Source organism: Nibribacter koreensis, from assembly GCF_039541795.1.
GTDB lineage: Bacteria > Bacteroidota > Bacteroidia > Cytophagales > Hymenobacteraceae > Nibribacter > Nibribacter koreensis.
In genome coordinates, this window is sequence record NZ_BAABGX010000001.1 from 1266079 (window position 1) to 1284058 (window position 17980).

14 protein-coding genes and 1 tRNA gene are annotated in these 17980 nt (G+C 48.3%); 10 read left to right on the plus strand and 5 right to left on the minus strand.

Annotated elements, in window-relative coordinates:
- Nucleotides 1-82 precede the first annotated feature (82 nt).
- The gene (locus ABD880_RS05500; protein ID WP_345163280.1) at nucleotides 83-514 is read right to left on the minus strand and encodes a tellurite resistance TerB family protein; all 432 of its coding nucleotides are present in this window, start codon (nucleotides 512-514) and stop codon (nucleotides 83-85) included.
- Nucleotides 515-791: 277 nt separating this feature from the next.
- On the opposite strand from ABD880_RS05500, the gene pfkA reads away from it, so the two are divergent.
- Complete coding sequence (gene pfkA, locus ABD880_RS05505; RefSeq protein WP_345163283.1) at nucleotides 792-1763, plus strand: 6-phosphofructokinase; 972 nt, start codon at nucleotides 792-794, stop codon at nucleotides 1761-1763.
- Between the two features lie 134 nt (nucleotides 1764-1897).
- Complete coding sequence (locus tag ABD880_RS05510) at nucleotides 1898-2284, plus strand: hypothetical protein (protein ID WP_345163285.1); 387 nt, start codon at nucleotides 1898-1900, stop codon at nucleotides 2282-2284.
- A gap of 96 nt (nucleotides 2285-2380) precedes the next feature.
- On the opposite strand, the gene miaA is transcribed toward ABD880_RS05510, so the two are convergent.
- A complete protein-coding gene (gene miaA, locus ABD880_RS05515; protein ID WP_345163288.1) occupies nucleotides 2381-3316 on the minus strand; it encodes a tRNA (adenosine(37)-N6)-dimethylallyltransferase MiaA in 936 nt (311 codons plus the stop codon).
- Nucleotides 3313-4395 (minus strand): glycosyltransferase, encoded by a 1083-nt coding sequence (locus tag ABD880_RS05520; RefSeq protein WP_345163291.1) that lies wholly within the window; start codon nucleotides 4393-4395, stop codon nucleotides 3313-3315. The genes miaA and ABD880_RS05520 overlap by 4 nt, the downstream gene beginning before the upstream one ends.
- 194 nt (nucleotides 4396-4589) lie before the next feature.
- On the opposite strand from ABD880_RS05520, the gene ABD880_RS05525 reads away from it, so the two are divergent.
- Genes ABD880_RS05525 through ABD880_RS05545 form a run of 5 tightly spaced genes read left to right on the plus strand, consistent with a single transcriptional unit; the run spans nucleotide 4590 to nucleotide 12838 of the window.
- Nucleotides 4590-9827: a PAS domain S-box protein gene (locus ABD880_RS05525; RefSeq protein WP_345163294.1), complete on the plus strand. Its 5238-nt coding sequence runs from the start codon at nucleotides 4590-4592 to the stop codon at nucleotides 9825-9827.
- A 3-nt stretch (nucleotides 9828-9830) separates the two neighbouring features.
- Nucleotides 9831-10208, plus strand: coding sequence for a response regulator (locus ABD880_RS05530; RefSeq protein WP_345163297.1), 378 nt, complete (start codon nucleotides 9831-9833; stop codon nucleotides 10206-10208).
- Between the two features lie 28 nt (nucleotides 10209-10236).
- On the plus strand, nucleotides 10237-10515 hold the full coding sequence (locus ABD880_RS05535; RefSeq protein WP_345163300.1) for a hypothetical protein: 279 nt from the start codon (nucleotides 10237-10239) through the stop codon (nucleotides 10513-10515).
- Nucleotides 10512-11273, plus strand: coding sequence for an MBL fold metallo-hydrolase (locus tag ABD880_RS05540; RefSeq protein WP_345163304.1), 762 nt, complete (start codon nucleotides 10512-10514; stop codon nucleotides 11271-11273). Before ABD880_RS05535 ends, ABD880_RS05540 begins: the two co-directional genes overlap by 4 nt.
- 2 nt (nucleotides 11274-11275) lie before the next feature.
- Nucleotides 11276-12838 carry an NFACT RNA binding domain-containing protein gene (locus ABD880_RS05545; protein WP_345163307.1) on the plus strand — a complete coding sequence of 521 codons (1563 nt, stop codon included), beginning with the start codon at nucleotides 11276-11278 and terminating at the stop codon, nucleotides 12836-12838.
- Nucleotides 12839-12964: 126 nt separating this feature from the next.
- On the opposite strand, the gene ABD880_RS05550 is transcribed toward ABD880_RS05545, so the two are convergent.
- Complete coding sequence (locus ABD880_RS05550) at nucleotides 12965-13396, minus strand: hypothetical protein (RefSeq protein ID WP_345163310.1); 432 nt, start codon at nucleotides 13394-13396, stop codon at nucleotides 12965-12967.
- A 78-nt stretch (nucleotides 13397-13474) separates the two neighbouring features.
- A tRNA-Leu gene (locus tag ABD880_RS05555) sits at nucleotides 13475-13556 on the minus strand.
- Nucleotides 13557-14895: 1339 nt separating this feature from the next.
- Between ABD880_RS05555 and ABD880_RS05560 the strand changes: the two genes are divergently transcribed.
- From ABD880_RS05560 to ABD880_RS05570, 3 genes are read left to right on the plus strand one after another with little or no spacing between them, the layout of a single operon-like run.
- Nucleotides 14896-15696, plus strand: coding sequence for a DUF1206 domain-containing protein (locus ABD880_RS05560; RefSeq protein WP_345163314.1), 801 nt, complete (start codon nucleotides 14896-14898; stop codon nucleotides 15694-15696).
- 37 nt (nucleotides 15697-15733) lie between these two features.
- On the plus strand, nucleotides 15734-16666 hold the full coding sequence (locus ABD880_RS05565; protein ID WP_345163317.1) for a PhzF family phenazine biosynthesis protein: 933 nt from the start codon (nucleotides 15734-15736) through the stop codon (nucleotides 16664-16666).
- Nucleotides 16656-17963 (plus strand): metal-dependent hydrolase family protein, encoded by a 1308-nt coding sequence (locus tag ABD880_RS05570; protein ID WP_345163320.1) that lies wholly within the window; start codon nucleotides 16656-16658, stop codon nucleotides 17961-17963. The genes ABD880_RS05565 and ABD880_RS05570 overlap by 11 nt, the downstream gene beginning before the upstream one ends.
- Nucleotides 17964-17980: the final 17 nt, after the last annotated feature.

Genomic DNA, 17980 nt, shown 5'->3' on the forward strand with positions numbered 1-17980 from the left:
CTTAAACACAAAAAGGAAACCGGCATGGCTTGGCTAAGCCCATGGTTAATGCAAAAGTAGCGTGGGCTGGAAGGATGTAGGATTACTGAAGTTCCAGAAAGGTGATGGCTTCTTCTTTGATTTCTTCACGGTCCAGGCCGTCTTTTACGCCAGTGGTTATTTTCTTGATCAAGACGCCTACCACCGCTTTCCTGAAGCCCATTTTCATAGCCATGTCAATGCAGAATTCCATTTCATGGTCATCTACTATGCCATCTGCCAGCATCATCTCCACCAGGTCATAGATTTGGTCAAAGCGGTCCATGTCATTGTTGGGCATGGTGAGCTTAATCTTGGAACTGTCAGAAAGCAGGGTGCGCACTTCCTGGGCACGCATGCCTTTCCGCTCGCCAATGGAAATGATATGGTCCATCTCGGCGGAGTCAATATGTCCATCAATTTTGGCCAAGGCCCCTAAATTGATGATGTGACTCTTGAGCCGCTTGGTTTCCTCGCTCTCAAATAGTGAAAACATAGTTCAATTTAGATTAGGTAGGTATTTTTTTGCTTGAAAGTTGCAGGCCGGTAACTCAGCCAATATCGCCATTTTTCTTACGAAATTCTAAAAAAAACGGTGCCCTTTTCTTCATAAACTGCCAATATTATAGTGATTCAGCCGTAAAAGTGCAGAGTAGGCAATCCTCTTAATAACACATCTTCTTACTTTCAGCTTTTTGCTAAAAGGCCAGCGTTGTTTGTCATTGTGATTTCTGGTTCAAACCTGTAAATTGCTCTCTTGCATTTGAATTGACATGAAAAAAATAGCAGTATTTACGTCTGGCGGCGATGCCCCGGGCATGAATGCCTGCATTCGCGCCGTAGTGCGCACTGCAGTCCATCATAAGTTAGAGGTTTACGGTATTGGTAGAGGATACAACGGCATGATTCAAGGCGAAATCTACCGGCTGTTCTCTCACTCAGTAAGCAACATCATCCAAAAAGGCGGTACCATCTTAAAGTCGGCGCGCTGCCCAGAGTTTCAGACGGCAGAGGGCCGCAAAAAAGCCTTTGACCAAATCTCTAAGTTTGGCATTGAGGGCATTGTAGCCATTGGCGGAAACGGCACATTCACCGGCGCCGAGATTTTTCATAAGGAATACGGCATTCCCATCATGGGCTGCCCCGGTACCATTGACAATGACTTGTACGGCACAGATTACACCATTGGCTATGACACGGCTGTGAACACCGCCCTGGACGCCATTGACAAGATTAGAGATACGGCAGACAGCCATGAGCGCGTGTTTTTTGTGGAGGTGATGGGTCGTGACTCTGGGTACATTGCCCTGCCCTGCGCCATTGGCGGCGGCGCCGAGATGGTCATGATCCCGGAGACTACCACGTCCATGTCTGAGGTGATAGAAACCCTGCAGCAAGGCTGGCGTCGGTCTAAAACCTCCTTCATCATCATTGTAGCCGAAGGTGACGATGAGGGCGGGGCCACCGAGATTGCCGCCAAAGTAAAAGAAGCGCTTCCGCAGATGGACGCCAAAGTGACCATCATTGGACACGTGCAACGCGGGGGCTCCCCTACCGCTGCCGACCGGCTCTTGAGCAGCCAAATGGGGATGGCCGCCGTGGAAGGTTTGATAGCTGGCCGTAGCAATGAAATGGTGGGCGTCATGAACGGCGAAATTGCCTACACCCCTTTTCATGATACCATCACCAAAAAGAAACCCATCAGTGAAAACTTCTTGAAACTGGTGCAGGTATTGAGCGTGTAACTAGGCATCTAGAGAAATTTCATCCTCCTCGTTTTTGGCCTGTTTTCTAGAAAACAGGCCAAAAACGAGGGGGATTTGTTTTGATGGCTCCTATTGTAATTTCCGCTGTAGGTAACATCCTCTTTTATTCACACATGGCAATGAATTACACAACCGTCCTCCTACTTCAAGGAATTTTGCATTATTCACCAGGTAAGGAAGAAATACCCCTTCAACAGGTGCTTGGCTTTTTTGACTATGTAAACCATTCGCTCCCCTCCTACCAAGAATTTAAAGAAAGCATGCAATGGGCTGTTGCCAGGGAGTTGATAGAGGTCAGGAAAGGAAGGTTAAAACCATCTGCTAATTTCAAGGTCTGGCGCGAAAGCAGACCGCGTCAGTTAAGCATACAACGAGAAGGTGATGAGATTGCGCAGTTGTTAGCCCTTCTTCCAAAACAGGAGGAAATAGCAGCTCACGCTTTGGTTACAGAAAGCGAATTTGACGACGCTCTTGCAGCCTACTTAAGAAAAAAGGCATAACTCCAGACTGTTAAGCGGCTGTAGTTTATATACCTTCGTTTTTGACCTATTTCCCAGAAAACAGGCTAAAAACGGCCATTGACTATGCAGTAGAGCTTAGAGGGCATGGTTTTCTTTCCCCTCAATTATCCTTTGCTGGATGAAGGCTAGGATCTCTTGCTGTTGCGCGGGATGGAACCAGGTGATTTCATCGTCTCTCCTAAACCAGGTAAGCTGGCGCTTGGCATACCGCCGGCTGTTGCGTTTTAGTAACCTTACGGCTTCCTCAAAGTCATATTTGCCCGCTAGATAGTCAAACAGTTCTGTGTAGCCCACGGTCTGCATTGCCTGGTGGTGTTGGTAGGGCAAGACGCTTTTCACTTCCTCTAAAAGTCCCTGAGCCAACATGAGGTCCATGCGCTGGTTTATGCGCTGGTACAGCTCCTCGCGGTCTCTGGTTAGGCCTATTTTAATGGTCTTGAAGTTTCTGCTTCTTAGGCTGGCCTGAGTCCTGAAAGAGGAATACGGCTGACCGCTACTCAAGCAAACTTCTAAGGCCCGTATCACGCGCTGGGGGTTTTGTAAGTCTACCTGCTGGGCGTATACTGGATCCAGTTCTTGCAACTCTTGCCGTAAAGGGTCCAGCCCCTCTTCTTCCAACCTGGTCATCAACTTTTCTCTGAGGCCCGGCTCTACTTCCGGCATCTCATCCAGGCCTTCGCAGAGGGCGCGCACATATAGACCAGAACCGCCGGTGGCAATCACCACCTGGTGCTCCTGGAACAAGTCTTCCAGCAAGGCAAGGGCATCTTGCTCAAAGGCGCCGGCGTTGTATTCTTCTTGAATGGAATGGGAATTCACGAAATGGTGCGTCACGCCTTGTTGTTCTTCTGGAGAAGGTTTGGCGGTGCCAATGCTCAACTCTCTAAAGAACTGCCGCGAGTCCATGGAAAGCACATCTGTTTCAAATTGTTTGGCCAGTTGTACGCATAAGTCGGTTTTGCCTACGGCCGTGGGGCCCACCACCACAATCAGGTATTTATCTTGGCTCATAGATCTGCATAAATTTGTAGTAAGGCCTGCTGCTCTATCTCCCAGTTCCACTGTTGGCGGGCCGCCAGGCAGTTTGTTTGCAGCCTGTCATACAAGGGCTTATCCTTTAACAAAGCAGCCAAAGCGTTTTGCACTGGAGTCACTTCCAACTCTACCAACAGTGCTACCTCATGCTGCTGGTTAAGGGCCTGGTACTCTGGGAACGGAACACACACCTGCGGAATACCGGCCTGTACGTAGTCAAAAAATTTATTGGCCAGCGAATAGTAATAACTCAGCCCCTTTTGTTCTAACAGCATGATGCCCGCCAACGCATTCTGGGTAAGTGCTACCAGGCTCTCTGGCGGCACATTGCCCATGAACCTAACTTTATTGTGCAACTCCAGATTATGCGCTAATTGTTTCAATGCTTGCTCCAGTGGTCCAGACCCGCAAATGTAGAGGTGCGCATCTATTCCTTGCATGGCGTGCAAAAGACACTCCAAGCCGCGGCCCACGTTCAATGCTCCCTGGTAAATAAAATAAGGCCTTTGCTGAAGAACGGGCATGGTATTTACCTTAAACGGCATGTTGCGCACCAGACCTACCGGTTGTCCGTTTCGGCTTTGAAAGTACTGAGCCAGGGTAGCACTTACGGTATAAGATTTGTCTGCCTGTGCAAAAGCCATTTTCTCTACCCAAGACCAGATGGTTTTAACGAGCGGTCTGTGCACCACTTCTGGCATTTCTGGGAAAAGCTCATGGGCATCATACGTCACCTTCATGGTTTTAAATTTTGAGGCTAGTACGCCCGCCAAAGCGGTGTCTGCGTCTACTATTCCCAATACGTCTGGCGAGGCCTTTAAAATCCAAAAGAATAACCGAAAGTTGAATTCCAGATAAAACAACGGACCCGTATGAAAGAAGCAGGAAAGCCGGTGCTGCCCATAAGGCGCTGCTACCAGGTCTTGAGAGATGGGCAGTTTTCTGCCCAACAAGGTAACCTGCCAACCCGCTTGAGCCAGAGAAGCGGCAATGCGCTGCATACGCTGATCATGGCGCAGGTCTGTAGTGACTGTAAAAAGGACGGTTTTGGGCATATTGGGCTAAGAAACAGAGCTAATAACAGGTAGGCTCCCTCTCCCTTAAAGATCATGTATGTATGCCTGCAATCTGGCTTTAAAATGCTAAATTACACGTTTTCTGAACAAGTGCCGTAGAGAAATGTTCACCCCCAAAGGCCAACCGTTGTTTGATTATGACTTTTACTAATATGTCTGCAGAAGAGAGTTCTATGGTGTCAGCCGCAGCGCATTTGATTGATTTGGCTGAGCACGTAAGCGGCAGCCGCAAGATGATGTTTGTGTGCTCTCCAGATGGTGTGGTGCTGGCGGTCAATCAACAGACGAAAGACGTATTCTTTAAGGGTGCTTCTTTTCCGGAGGGCATGAACATAAAAGAACTGCTGGAAGAAAAGTACCTGCACAAGTTTGAAAAGAACCTGCGGCAGCTGCGCACGCGCAAAAATATAAGCGGCTTCCTGCAGTCCAACAACACCGCTTTGGGTACGGGCTTGTTCTATTTCAAGTCTAGCCTGGTAAAGCAAGAGGGGCATGAACTGCTGTACGTGGCCGTAAGGTCTGCCTCTGCCGAGGTCATGCCCGCGGGGGACATGTTCGCGTCTGAGTCTAGTTACCGCAGCATTTTTGAAGACAGCAATGAACCACTGTTTATTCTAGATAAAAAAGGCGTCTTCCTGGACATCAACAAAGAAGCCCTAAGCCTGATTAGAGCCGAAAAGGAAGACCTGACCGGCCAGAATGTGTTTGAGGCCTTTGACCTGAACCCCTCTGAGAAGATTGCCTTTAAAAAGAGAATCCAGGAAGCCTGCGAAGGCAAAACCCAGAAATTTGACTGGTGGTTTAAAGATCATCTAGACAGCCTGCATCCTATGCTGCTTTCTTTTAGATGCGGCAAATACTTTGGACAGGAAGTGGTATTGGGCACGGCCAAGCCCATTGAAGACAAACGGGGGTTACAAGAGGCTGGCAAGCACCGCCTGGACCAGCAGGAGTTCATGGCTAAGCTTATCCCCGCCATTGCCGAACTTAAATCAGCCGACGACATCCTGGCGGTGGCCTTAGACTCGTTTTTAAAGAAAGCCCATATTATTGGAGGCGGAGTGTATGTGTACCATCCTACTTCGCGCATGGTGCAGTTGGTAAAAAGCAAGGGGGAGGCTTCTTTCATTCTGCAGGACCAAAGCATTTTGGCGCTCAAGCCAGAGCTTTTGGTGCAACTGGAGAATAAGCATAAGAATCGCTCGCTGCTTAGCATTTCACGTAATTTCCAGCACCTTTTCCGGAAACGTGAGGTAATAGCCTTGCCCATTAGTACAGACAAAGGGTATCTGGCTGCCATGATTCTGTTGGTGGATGACGCCATGCACATTACCAGCACCTTAACGGAGTTCATCAACCAGGTGGGGTTTGAGCTAAACTCTTTTTTGTCACGGTTTGAGCTGCGGCAAGAGCTCCACTACTCAGAAGGCAAGTACAAGACGCTGTTTGAATCTTCTAATGACGCCATTTTCCTACTCAACAATTCGCAGATAGCAGACTGTAATTTTCAGGCTACCATGCTCCTGGACTGCAACAAGCAGGACATTCTGGGCAAGCGCCTGGCAGACTTTTCCCCGGCCCTGCAGGCAGATGGCAGTTCCTCCTTGGAGAAGTCCCTGCAGATGATTGATGAGACGCTGTTGGAAGGCAGGCCGCAAACCGTAGAGTGGCGGTTGGAGCGCACAGACGGCAACACCATTGACAGTGAGGTAAGCTTCAGTGCCATCCAACTGGAAGGGGTTTCTTTTGTGCAGTGCATAGTGCGGGACATCACCCAGCGCAAAGAGGCGCAGGCGCTCCTACGCAAGCAGGAGGTATTGCGGGAGTCTATGCTACAGTTCAGGTCGTTCTTAAGCCAGGTAAACCTGGCCTATATCAGTCTGGACCTGGACTTGCGCGTGCTGTATGTGAATGATTATTTCTTGCAGTATACCGGCTACAAGCGCGAAGAAGTGGTGGGCCAGAACTACTATGAGCTGTTTGTGTCTGAGCATGAACGCGCCAGCCGCATTCAGGAAATTCAGAAGGCTCTGCACACCCAGTCCCTGCGCAGTTACTATGAGTGGGACCTGGTAACCAAGTCCCATTCCGTAAAGATTCTGCGCTGGAACATCATGTTTGAGATGGACGCCGAAGGCAACGTTACAGGCATTACCGCGGTGGGCAAGGACATGACCGACAAGCGCATTGCCATGGAGGCCTTGAAAGACAACAAGATCCGTTTACAGGATTTGTTTGACAACGCCCATGACTTGATCCAGAACATCTCCACAGACAATAAATTCATCTTCGTGAACCGGGCCTGGAAAGAAAAACTGGGCTACAACGACTATGACATTGAGAACCTCACCCTTACGGACATTGTCCACCCCTACTACAAGGCCAAGCTCATTTACCAGCTCCGCAATTTGTACAAGGGCGAGAACGTCAACAAAATAGAAACGGTCTTTTTGACCAAGAGCGGCAAGCCTATCCACTTGATTGGTAGTATCAACTGCAGTTGGCAGGACGGCAAGCCTATTGCCACACGCGCCATTCTCCATGATATCACAGACCGTATCAAGGCAGAGCGTCTGCAAAAGGTGTATTACTCCATTGCCAACCTGGCCATCAGCTCTAAAGACTTACCGTCCCTGTATAGTGCCATCCATAGAGAGTTGAGCAAGATCATAGAGACGCACAACTTCTTCATTGCGCTGTATGATGACGCCAAGCACCTTATTGACTTTGTGTACTACGTAGACCAGTTGGCAGACCTGCCTAGTGAATCTACCACCCGGCCGTTCTCTTCTGGCATGACCGAGTACATCATTAAAACAGGTAAGCCACTGTATGCCACTAAAGAAGACTTTTTACAATTAGAGGCGGAGGGCAAGCTTTCTCTCAACGGAGTGGTACCTGAGGTGATGCTCTTCTCTCCGCTATCTATTGGAGAGCGCATCATTGGGGTCATTGCCGTACGCGACTATAAGAACCCAGAGGCCTATGTGCAGACAGACATTGAGATTCTGCACTTTATCTCTAACCAGGTAGCCCTGGCCATTGAAAGAAAACGCAATGAGGAGCAGATCAACATCCAGAACGCGCGCTTAAAAGCCATCTTTGAGAGCGGAACCCACCTCATGTGGTCTGTCAACCGCAAATACAAGCTCACTTCCTTTAACCAGAACTTCTCCAATACCATCCAGAACTATGGCGTGGCCATGCCTGAGCTAGGCATGATGCTAGGCGACATGGTGCAGTCATTCATTGACGAAGAAGACTTTAGTTTGATGAAATCTGCGTATGAGCTGGCCTTTGCCGGTCAGGCCCGGCAGTTTGAGTTGGAGTTAAAATCAGATCATCGCCAAAGTGAATGGCTGGAGATTCTATTGAACCCTATTTACCTGGAAGACGGTAGCTTTGACGATGTATCAGCCATCGCCCTGGACATTACGGATAAGAAGATTTCGCAGCTGGCCCTGGCTGAGAACGAGGAGAAGTTCAGACGCATCTTTGAGTCCTTCCAGGACATGTACTACAAGACTGCCATAGGTGGTGAATTTCAGTTATTGAGCCCTTCGGTGCAGGACTTGCTGGGGTACACGCAGGCAGAGGCCATGACCATGAACGTGAGTGACTTGTACATTCACCCCGAAGACCGTGACCAGCTGTTGAACGCCCTTTACACCCAGCGCAAAGTAAGAAACTTTGAGACCGCCCTTAAAACTAAAGACCAGGGCGAAATTGAAGTGCTGGTCAACTCCCGCCTCATCACCAACCTGGACGGCGAGGCCATTGCCATTGAAGGCGTTTGCCGTGACATCACCGAGCTTAAAAACACCCAGCGCGAGCTGATACGAGCCAAGGAACTAGCTGAGAACTCCCTGCAGGTCAAAAATCAGTTCCTGGCCAACATGAGCCATGAGTTGCGTACGCCTATGAACGGCATCATTGGCATGATTGACTTGCTGTACCATACCGCCTCTACCGAGGAGCAGATTGACTACATAGACACCCTGCGCAAGTCATCAGACGCCCTGCTAGACATTCTCAATGACATTCTGGACTTGTCTAAAATACAGGCCGGTAAAATGGAAGTGAGTCTTTCTGGGATTGACCTATACTATACCTTAGACAAAATACATTCTTTATTTGCCAACCGCGCCAAGCAGAAGGACCTGGAGTTCACGTATTTCATTTCCAAAGAAACGCCACGGTACATCATCACAGATGAGACGCGCCTGCTCCAGATTCTGTCTAACTTGACGTCTAACGCCATAAAGTTCACCAACCAAGGAGACGTGAGCGTGACCGTCAACCAATTACAGGTGGATGGCGAGGAGCATTTGCTGGAGTTTAGAGTGCGGGACTCAGGCATTGGCATCTCGCAGGAAGACATTCAGATTCTGTTCACCAATTTCACCCAGCTAGACAACTCTTCTACCAAGACCTTTGGCGGTACCGGCCTGGGGTTGGCTATCTCTAAGCAATTAAGTGAGTTGTTGGGCGGTGAGATTGGCGTGGAGTCAGAGCCAGGCAAGGGCAGCACGTTCTGGTTTACCATCAAGTGTAAGTTGGCAGAAAACGTCCACCAGATCACGGAGCAGTTACAGTTGTCTAAAGAAACAGAGACCATTGACAAGTTTGACCCCGCCCCCATTGTCTTGCTGGTAGATGACAACCAAATCAACCAGAAAGTGGCCATCAAGCTGCTGGAGCGCTTGGGCTGTACCCCAGACGTAGCCTCCAATGGGTTTGAGGCCATTGAGAAAGCCACTCAAAATACCTATGAGATTATTTTCATGGATATTCAAATGCCAGAGATGGACGGCGTGACAGCTACCAAGGAGCTGAAAAGACTTTTAGGGGCCCAATGCCCGCCCATTGTGGCCATGACCGCATACTCCATGAAAGATGACGCAGAGAAGTTCATGAGCGAAGGGCTGGACGATTATATCTCAAAACCGGTGAAGAGCATAGACTTGTCAGACCGGATCAGTAAATGGCGTCAGAAAACATCTGCAGGCACGGACGCTGCGGTGCAGGTGATGGTCAGTACGCCTGCGGCAGATAAAAAAGAAGAGCAACAATTATTAGACGTGTCTGTGGTGGAGCAGTTGCGCAGCATTGGCGGCGTTGATTTTGCTTTGCAGCTGTACGTAGACTTTGAAGAAGAAACGGCAGAATTGCTAGAAGACGCTAAAAACCAGGTAGAGGCACAACATTACGAAGCCATTTTAAGTACACTGCATCAGATTAAGGGCACGGCCTCTACGTTGGGGTTGGTGGCCATTACCAGCATCGCCAAGACCTTGGAACATGACATCCGGAAGGGTGAAACGAGCAATGTAGTTACTGCTTATGCTGATTTAGAATCTAGTTTTGCTAATTTTAAAGCTCACTATCGAAATATAATCTTACCTAACTAAACTATGGCTGATTCAAAAACCATACTCATTGCAGAGGATAGCTCTGTAATCCTGAACCTTACCAAGAAAATCCTGGAGCTGCAGAACTATAAAGTGCTGTCTGCCAAGAACGGTGGTGAGGTCATCAAAAAAATCAACGAGGAGAAAATTGACGCCATTCTCATGGACTTGAACATTCCGGTAAAAGACGGGATGGAATGTACCAAGGAGATTCGTAACTCCACCAACCCAGACATAGCCAACATTCCCATCATTGCCGTGACCGGCAATGCCAACAACTACACACTAGAAGAGTTTAAGCAAGCAGGCATCAACGCCTACCTACCCAAGCCGCTGGACTTTGACATGTTGGTGCAGACCGTGAAAGAGTACGTAAAATAACACCAGGCCCCATGGGCACCCTACGTTTATGCAGCTAAAATACACCCGGCCCTTTTTAAGCCGGTTAGAGGATATTTTTGCGGAGTCTGAGTACATGCTGCGCTATGAGAAAGGCACCTTTAAGTCTGGATTCTGCGTGTTGAAGGACACCAAGGTGGCGGTAGTGAACAAATATTTTCCGCTGGAAGGTAAGATTAACTGTTTGGTAGAAATACTGAAATCCATAGAAATCACCCCAGAGGCCCTTCGGCCCGAAAGCCAGGAACTGTACCTGGCCATTAAAAACCAAACGTTGGCATCAGCGTGAAGATCACCTTACTAGGAACTGGCACCTCACAGGGAGTACCCGTCATTGGGTGCGAATGTGAGGTTTGCCGTTCTTTGGACTACCGGGACCAGCGTCTGCGGGTGTCTGTACATGTAGAAATAGCCGGCAAGAGCTTGGTCATTGACTCGGGCCCGGACTTTAGGCAGCAGATGCTGCGGGAACGCATTAAGCGCGTAGACGCCCTCCTATTTACGCATGAGCACAAAGACCATACGGCCGGCATGGATGACATACGCGCCTTCAACTTTATGCAGCACATGGACATGCCGGTGTACGCAGATCCAAGGGTGCTCAGGCAACTCCAGCAAGAATTCAGCTACATCTTCACAAATACCACTTACCCGGGCGTACCGCGGGTAGAACTGAACCCCATTCAAAACGAACCCTTCACAGTAGTAGGTCAACAGATCATCCCCATTGCAGTGATGCACCATAAGCTGCCGGTATTTGGTTTCAGGATTGGAGACTTTACCTACATCACGGACGCTAACTATATCTCTGACGAGGAGAAGGAGAAAATCAAAGGCTCAAAGGTAGTGATCTTGAACGCCCTTAGAAAAGAACCCCATATCTCTCACTTCTCCCTTTCTGAAGCCCTGGCCTTGCTTGAAGAATTGGCGCCTGAGCAAGCCTACCTTACCCACATCAGTCATTTGCTAGGCCTGCACCGCGAGGTGGAGCAAGAATTACCTGCCAATGTGCGCTTGGCCTATGACGGTCTATCCTTTACCCTGTAACCGTGCATCAAAATTCTTTCTTTTTAAAGCAGCTAGCCCAACAACTACACCTCTTGTTGCAAGGCTACACATGCGCCAGTGCGTTTAGTCAGGAGAAAGATGAACTCATGCTGGAGTTTGAGAAGGATGGACAGACGGTCTTCTTAAAAGTTATCCAAACCCCTACTTTTTCCAGTTTACAGGTCCCCACCTCCTTTCACCGCGCCCGACAGAATTCAGTGGATTTGTTTGGATCCTTGGTAGGAAAGCAAGTGCTAGAGGTTATTCCGCACAGGCAGGAAAGAAGCTTCTACATAAAGTTCACGCAAGAGAAGGTATTGTTGTTTAAGTTGTTCGGGAACCGCTCAAACGTAGTCCTGTTTGAAGATGACAATGCCACCGCTTTGTTTCATCGTAAACTAGCCAAGGACCTTGCGTTGGACTATAAAGCAATGGACCAACATTTTCATTTTGACCGCGACCAGCTCTTGCAGGACCCTGCTTCGCTTAAGAAAATGATGCCTACGCTGGGTGATCTGCCTTTTTTATATCTGCAAGAGAAGGATTGGGAGAGCCTACCCATTCAAGAGCGGCTACACCTGGTAGAGAACATGCTGGGGCTCTTGGAAAACCCCACCGCTTATTACCTGACCGCCGTTCATAGGACGCTGCGTCTGTCTTTGCTTCCGGTAGGTGCCATCCAGGAAACCTTCAATGATCCTTTACAGGCGCTCAACGCCTTTGTACCCCAGTTCAGAGCCCAAGAGTACTTTCAAAGGAACTACAGCAGCACGCACAAGGCTTTACAGCGGCAACTAGAGGTGGCCAACAAGATCTGGTACCAGATACAAGAACAGTTGGAACAATGGCACCATGGCACACCCTATGCCCAAACCGCTGATGTGATCATGGCCAACCTGAGCAACATTCCGGCAGGCAGCACAGAACTGGAGCTATTTGACTTCTACCAGAACCAACCCAGGCTCATTAAACTCTCCCGAACAGAAACGCCCCAGAAAACCGCTGAAAGGCTGTATAAAAAAGCCAAGAACCAACAGATAGAGTGGCGTTTGTTACAAGAAAGAGCTCAGCGTAAAGAAGAAGAGGTAGAACGCCTAACCCAACAACTACAAGAGCTGGAGCAAATAACCACGGCCCCTCTGTTGCGGCAGTACCTTAAAAAGAACACCATCACCCAGACGGTTACGGCGCCAGACCTTCCGTACCACGCGTTTGAGCTGGACGGCTTTAAGATTTGGGTAGGTAAAAACGCCAGGGCCAATGACACCCTAACGCTTAAGCACACCCACAAAGACGACTTGTGGCTGCATGCCAAAGACGTGCCTGGTTCCCATGTGGTCATTAAACAAGTGTCTGGCAAGGCCATTCCCATGCGCGTCATTGAAACGGCAGCCCAACTGGCGGCCTACTACTCCAAACGCAAAAGCGACACGCTCTGTCCCGTTTTATACACGCCCAAGAAATACGTTAGAAAGCCCAAAGGCGCAACCGCAGGTTCTGTGCTGGTGGAACGCGAGAAAGTCCTGTTAGTGAAGCCTGAGAATCCGTTTAGGATTATTCCTTAATTATCACCAAACGCAAAAAGCCGTTTTTACCCTATTTTCTGGAATGTAGGCCAAAAACGGAATTCTGTATGCAGACCAACACAGGCGCTAGAAAGGCCTGCGCCACCACCGGTCTCAACATCTGATTTATAGATCAGCCAAAAGCCATTCCAAGGCGTCCTCTCTATTGACGAACAATTCAAACTGGGTCTGAATCTCAAGATCCAGGGTCTTCTCCAGGTTGCCAAGTATCTGCACAATGTCCATCATCTCCAGACTTTCCTTGGTCACCAGACGGGCAAATTTGAGTAAGCTGGATTGCTTTAACAGAGGGGCCATATCTTTGATAAGCCAATTCTGGTCGCCTAGTTCCAGGTAATGAATAGCTCTTGGATCACTTAACCAATACTTGACTTTGGTGTCTAGAACCACGCCTGCCAGTTTCTGGAACACTGCCCTAAACTCTGAGCTTTGTGGATGCTTGCACCATTCTACTTGTAAAAGCGAAAGGCGAGGATCTAGATGAATATGAATAAATTCATCTTTGTAGTATTGCTCAAACTGAATAATCGGGCTCATGGGGGTAACAGCGGTATCCTTTTGCAAGTATATAAAAAAAGCCTGTAACGGTATGTTACAGGCTTTTTAATTACTAAGTGCGCGCGGGGAGATTCGAACTCCCACACCCTAAGGCACCACCCCCTCAAGATGGCGTGTCTACCAATTTCACCACGTGCGCATTTTATGCAAGTGCAACCTTTTATGAGGACAAGGCTGCAATCCGGTCACAAATGTATCTGTTCCTTTGAATACCTGCAAGCCCTCCCTCAAAATCTTTCTTGAACCTATCAACACTCGCTTTTCACTAATTCAATCCTATCATTAAAACTATCCTATACAAATAAGCATCCAAACACTTAATCAAATACAAATATTAACACTCTTTAAATTCACTCATTAAAACTATTACTAAAGCATACACCTATAATATAACAAGCTTATTAAAAATTTAATTAAATTTAAATACTAACCTATATAAGTATTCATTAACCAACCAAAAAAAACAAAACCCTTCTTCAGCATTATAAAACCACCCTTGAACTTCAATCCTGTTTAATCACTTATTTAAAAATTAATTCATGAATTATAAACCACTTTCAATAACGAGTATTTACCTACTCAATTAAAATAGCAGAACTTCATACATTCATATTTAAGCGTTCTTAATATTCTCTTAGACCTGGGTGCTCTCGCCTCTTATAGGCATTCCACCAGAGAAAAGCTACTGGCTCATTTAGGTCATCTACAATTTCAATAATGCCATCTTAGATTTAGAGGCTTACAAACCTTGAGAGTTACTTTATCCTTGACCTAGCGGCAAGGATAAATATTTATTGAAGATTCAGTTTTCTCAAGATAAAATTTCAGTGCACCAGCGGCCATAAAAAATAACATTTAGAGTGGTTCAACAAAGACGTCAACAACTTCACCAAATAGGATCCGTATTTTCAACTATTAAGCTTCATTGTGGTTGGTACCCTCGCTGTCCTAAGCAAAATCATCCGCCGTTTCCTTTCCTTTTGCCATTATAAGCCCAAGGCAATCTAAAAATTGCCATCACAACCATATAGGCTAATCTCAAACTTTAGATGAGATGTCATAACCTTATTATTCATCAATATTTTATAATGGTACACCTACATTTCTGCTTTAGTAGATATATTTCCTAAATAATGCAACTAGAACGAGTGGTTAGCTCATTAGAACGAGCCTCATCCTGAATTTGCTAATTATTTTATCATTCCTTAATTCCCTGTTTTGGCTTGAAATTGAATTTCTGAGATTTTTCTGGCAATTAAGAAATTAGTGGCCTTATTGGCTTTCTTGACTGGTTCAAAAATCCCATGCCATCAGTTTGCTTACCCCATCCAGGACAAAAGGACTTCTGGCAACAAAGCCGCAATCACAACCTAGTGCCACCAGATTACGTCCTAGCAGAAAGCAGGACCTGCACTCCAAGTTCCTGCCCTTCTTTTTAAACCTACACATTCACGCGTTTCAAAAACCAGAACCCTTCCATGCAACAGAACAAGAAAGATTGGATTGTCAAATATGCCAAAGTGGGCTATGTAGCCAAAGGCATAGTTTATTGTTTAATTGGAATATTAACTGCCATGTACGCTTTAGGAATTGGCGGAGAAAAAGCATCCAAATCAGATGCTTTTATGGAAATAGAAGAATTACCAGGAGGTGGTTTTTTATTAGGGCTGGTAGCAGCAGGATTAATTGGCTATTCTTTATGGAGGTTCACGCAGGCAATCGCAGATACTGAAAATAAGGGAACAGACTTTAAAGGAATAGGCAAACGAATAGCCTACTTCATAAGTGGTATTACCTACACAGCCATTGCTTATTTAGCCTTTAAAATAGGCTTGACCAATAGCGGTGGATCTGGTGATGGCTCCTCACAAAAAATGTTTTTGGCAGAACTATTAGACAAGCCGTTTGGTAAATACTTAGCTATTGTAGTGGCATTAATTGTTATAGGCAACGGCTTGGTGCAGTTAACGCGTGCCGTCACCGGGTCTTTCATGAAGGACGTGCACGGCATGCCGCAGGACCAGTTCAGGACCTTAGAAAGAGCCGGCAGGTTTGGGTACGCTGCCAGAGGAGTGGTCTTCGCAATCTTAGGCTACCTGTTCATGAAGGCAGCCTGGAACCGCAACCCCTCCCAGGCAGAGAGCACCGAGGGCGCCTTTGATTTCTTGCAGGCCAGCCCCATGGGGCATATCATGTTAGCGGCCGTGGCCATAGGTCTTTTGGGTTACGGCATCTTCATGTTTGTGCGCGCGCGTTACAGTGACATCTCATTTAGTTAAACGCACCACTTGCAGACAGAATGATTAACTTGGGGTCATGCGCACCCTACCCTTTTACATAGTTGACGTCTTTGCAGACCAGCCTTACAAAGGCAACCAGTTAGCAGTATTCTTACAGGCCGGTGGCCTTAACACAGAGCAGATGCAGCAGATAGCCCAGGAAATTGGCTTCGCTGAATCTGCTTTTGTGTTACAGGACACTCCTACTCCCAGTGGCTTTCCCGCCCGCTACTTTACCGTAGAATATGAAGTACCCTTTGCCGGCCACCCAACCCTGGGCACCGCTTACGTGCTTCAACAGGCCTTAGAAAAATCCTTAATCCCCGAAATAAAATTAGACCTTCCCATTGGTACTATACCGGTATCTTTTACCTATAATGAAACGGGGCTACCTAATTTTCTGCTTATGCAACAGAAGGACCCGGTGTTTGAGGAGCCACTGCCTAAAGAGGATTTCACAGCACTGTTAGGCTTAGATGCTGATGCTTTGCACCCGGAGTTTCCGTTGCAGGTAGTATCCACGGGCCTTCCTTTTCTGATTATCCCACTGCAAGAACTGGCAAACATTCAGAAAGTGACCATTACCCCAGAAGCGCTGTTTGCGTTTCTGCAAAAACATCATCTGTATAAAACCCAACGGGCAGATGGCTTGTCGGTGGCCTTGTATCTTTTCTGCCCAGAGACCTACCAGCAAGACCGCACCTTAAACGCCCGCATGCTGGCCTATGAGAATGGCAAGGTGATAGAAGACGCCGCCACGGGCAGCGCCAACGGCTGTCTGCTCGCCTATCTGCTTCAGCATGCCTATCTAGGCCCAGGTGCAATAGACATTCTGATAGAACAAGGCTGTGAGATCAACCGTCACGCAACTATCAAGTTGCAGGGCAGCCAACTGTCCAGTGGGCATTATGACATTAAGGTAGGAGGGCAAGTCCAGTTAATCGCCAAAGGAGAATGGTATGTTAAGTAAGGCCTTCTCCTCTACCAGACAATTGGCCGGCATCTTCTCGCTGGCCCTTGCTCCGTTTTTGGCTTGTTTTGGCCAAAACAAGTCAAAAACGGACTCTATCTACATCCTACAACCAGACCGTGTCTTTGATGGGCACTCCATGCATGAGAACTGGGTAGTGGTGGTTGAGGGTGAACGCATCAAGTCAGTGGGTCCGGCCTCCAGGACCAGTCTGCCTACTGCTTCACGCACTATCTTGCTTCCTGGCCAAACGCTAATGCCGGGGCTTATAGAAGGTCACTCACATCTGTTGCTCCACCCATACAATGAGACTTCCTGGAACGACCAGGTCTTGAAAGAGTCTGATGCCCTCAGGGTAGCCAGGGCAACCGTGCACGCCCGCAATACGCTGCTGGCCGGATTCACCACCGTGAGGGATTTAGGTTCTGAAGGCGCAGAATACGCAGACGTGGGCCTAAAGCAAGCCATAGAGCAGAACATCATCCCGGGGCCGCGTATGCTGGTGGCGGGCAAAGCGCTTATTGCCACGGGCAGTTATGGTCCCAAAGGCTTTGACCCCGCGTTTGATGTGCCGCAGGGCGCAGAGGCCGCCGACGGCGTTGACAACATCATACGCGTGGTACGGGACCAGATTGGCAAAGGCGCAGACATCATCAAAGTTTACGCAGACTACCGCTGGGGCCCCAACGGCGAGGCCATGCCCACCTATACGATTGCGGAGCTTAAGCTGATGGTAGAGGTGGCGGCAAGCAGTGGCAGGCCCGTGGTGGCCCATGCCAGTACCCCAGAAGGCATGCGCCGGGCCACCGAGGCAGGTGTAGAAACCATTGAGCACGGCGACAGCGGCACGCCCGATGTCTTTAAGCTGATGGCCAGGAAAGGCGTGGCCCTCTGCCCCACCTTGGCTGCCGGCGATGCCATACTCCAATACAATGGCTGGCGCAAAGGCGTAGACCCAGAACCCGCTCGCATCACGCAGAAACGCGCCAGCTTCAATGCCGCCCTAGCCGCCAAGGTACCGCTGTGCGTAGGCGGCGACGTGGGCGTCTTCGCGCACGGCGACAATGCCCGCGAGCTGGAATTGCTGGTGGACTACGGCGTCTCTCCTCTAGAGGTCCTGAGAGCCGCCACCGCCGGAAACGCCAAACTTTTTCACCTGGATCAGAAACTGGGAAAGATGCAGGCTGGACTTTTGGCGGACTTGATTGCGGTAGAAGGAAATCCTGTGCAAGACATTACTACCCTAAGAAAAGTGAAGCTGGTCATGAAAAGCGGCGTCCTTTATCGTCAGCCGTAACACGTAAGCAAATCTTT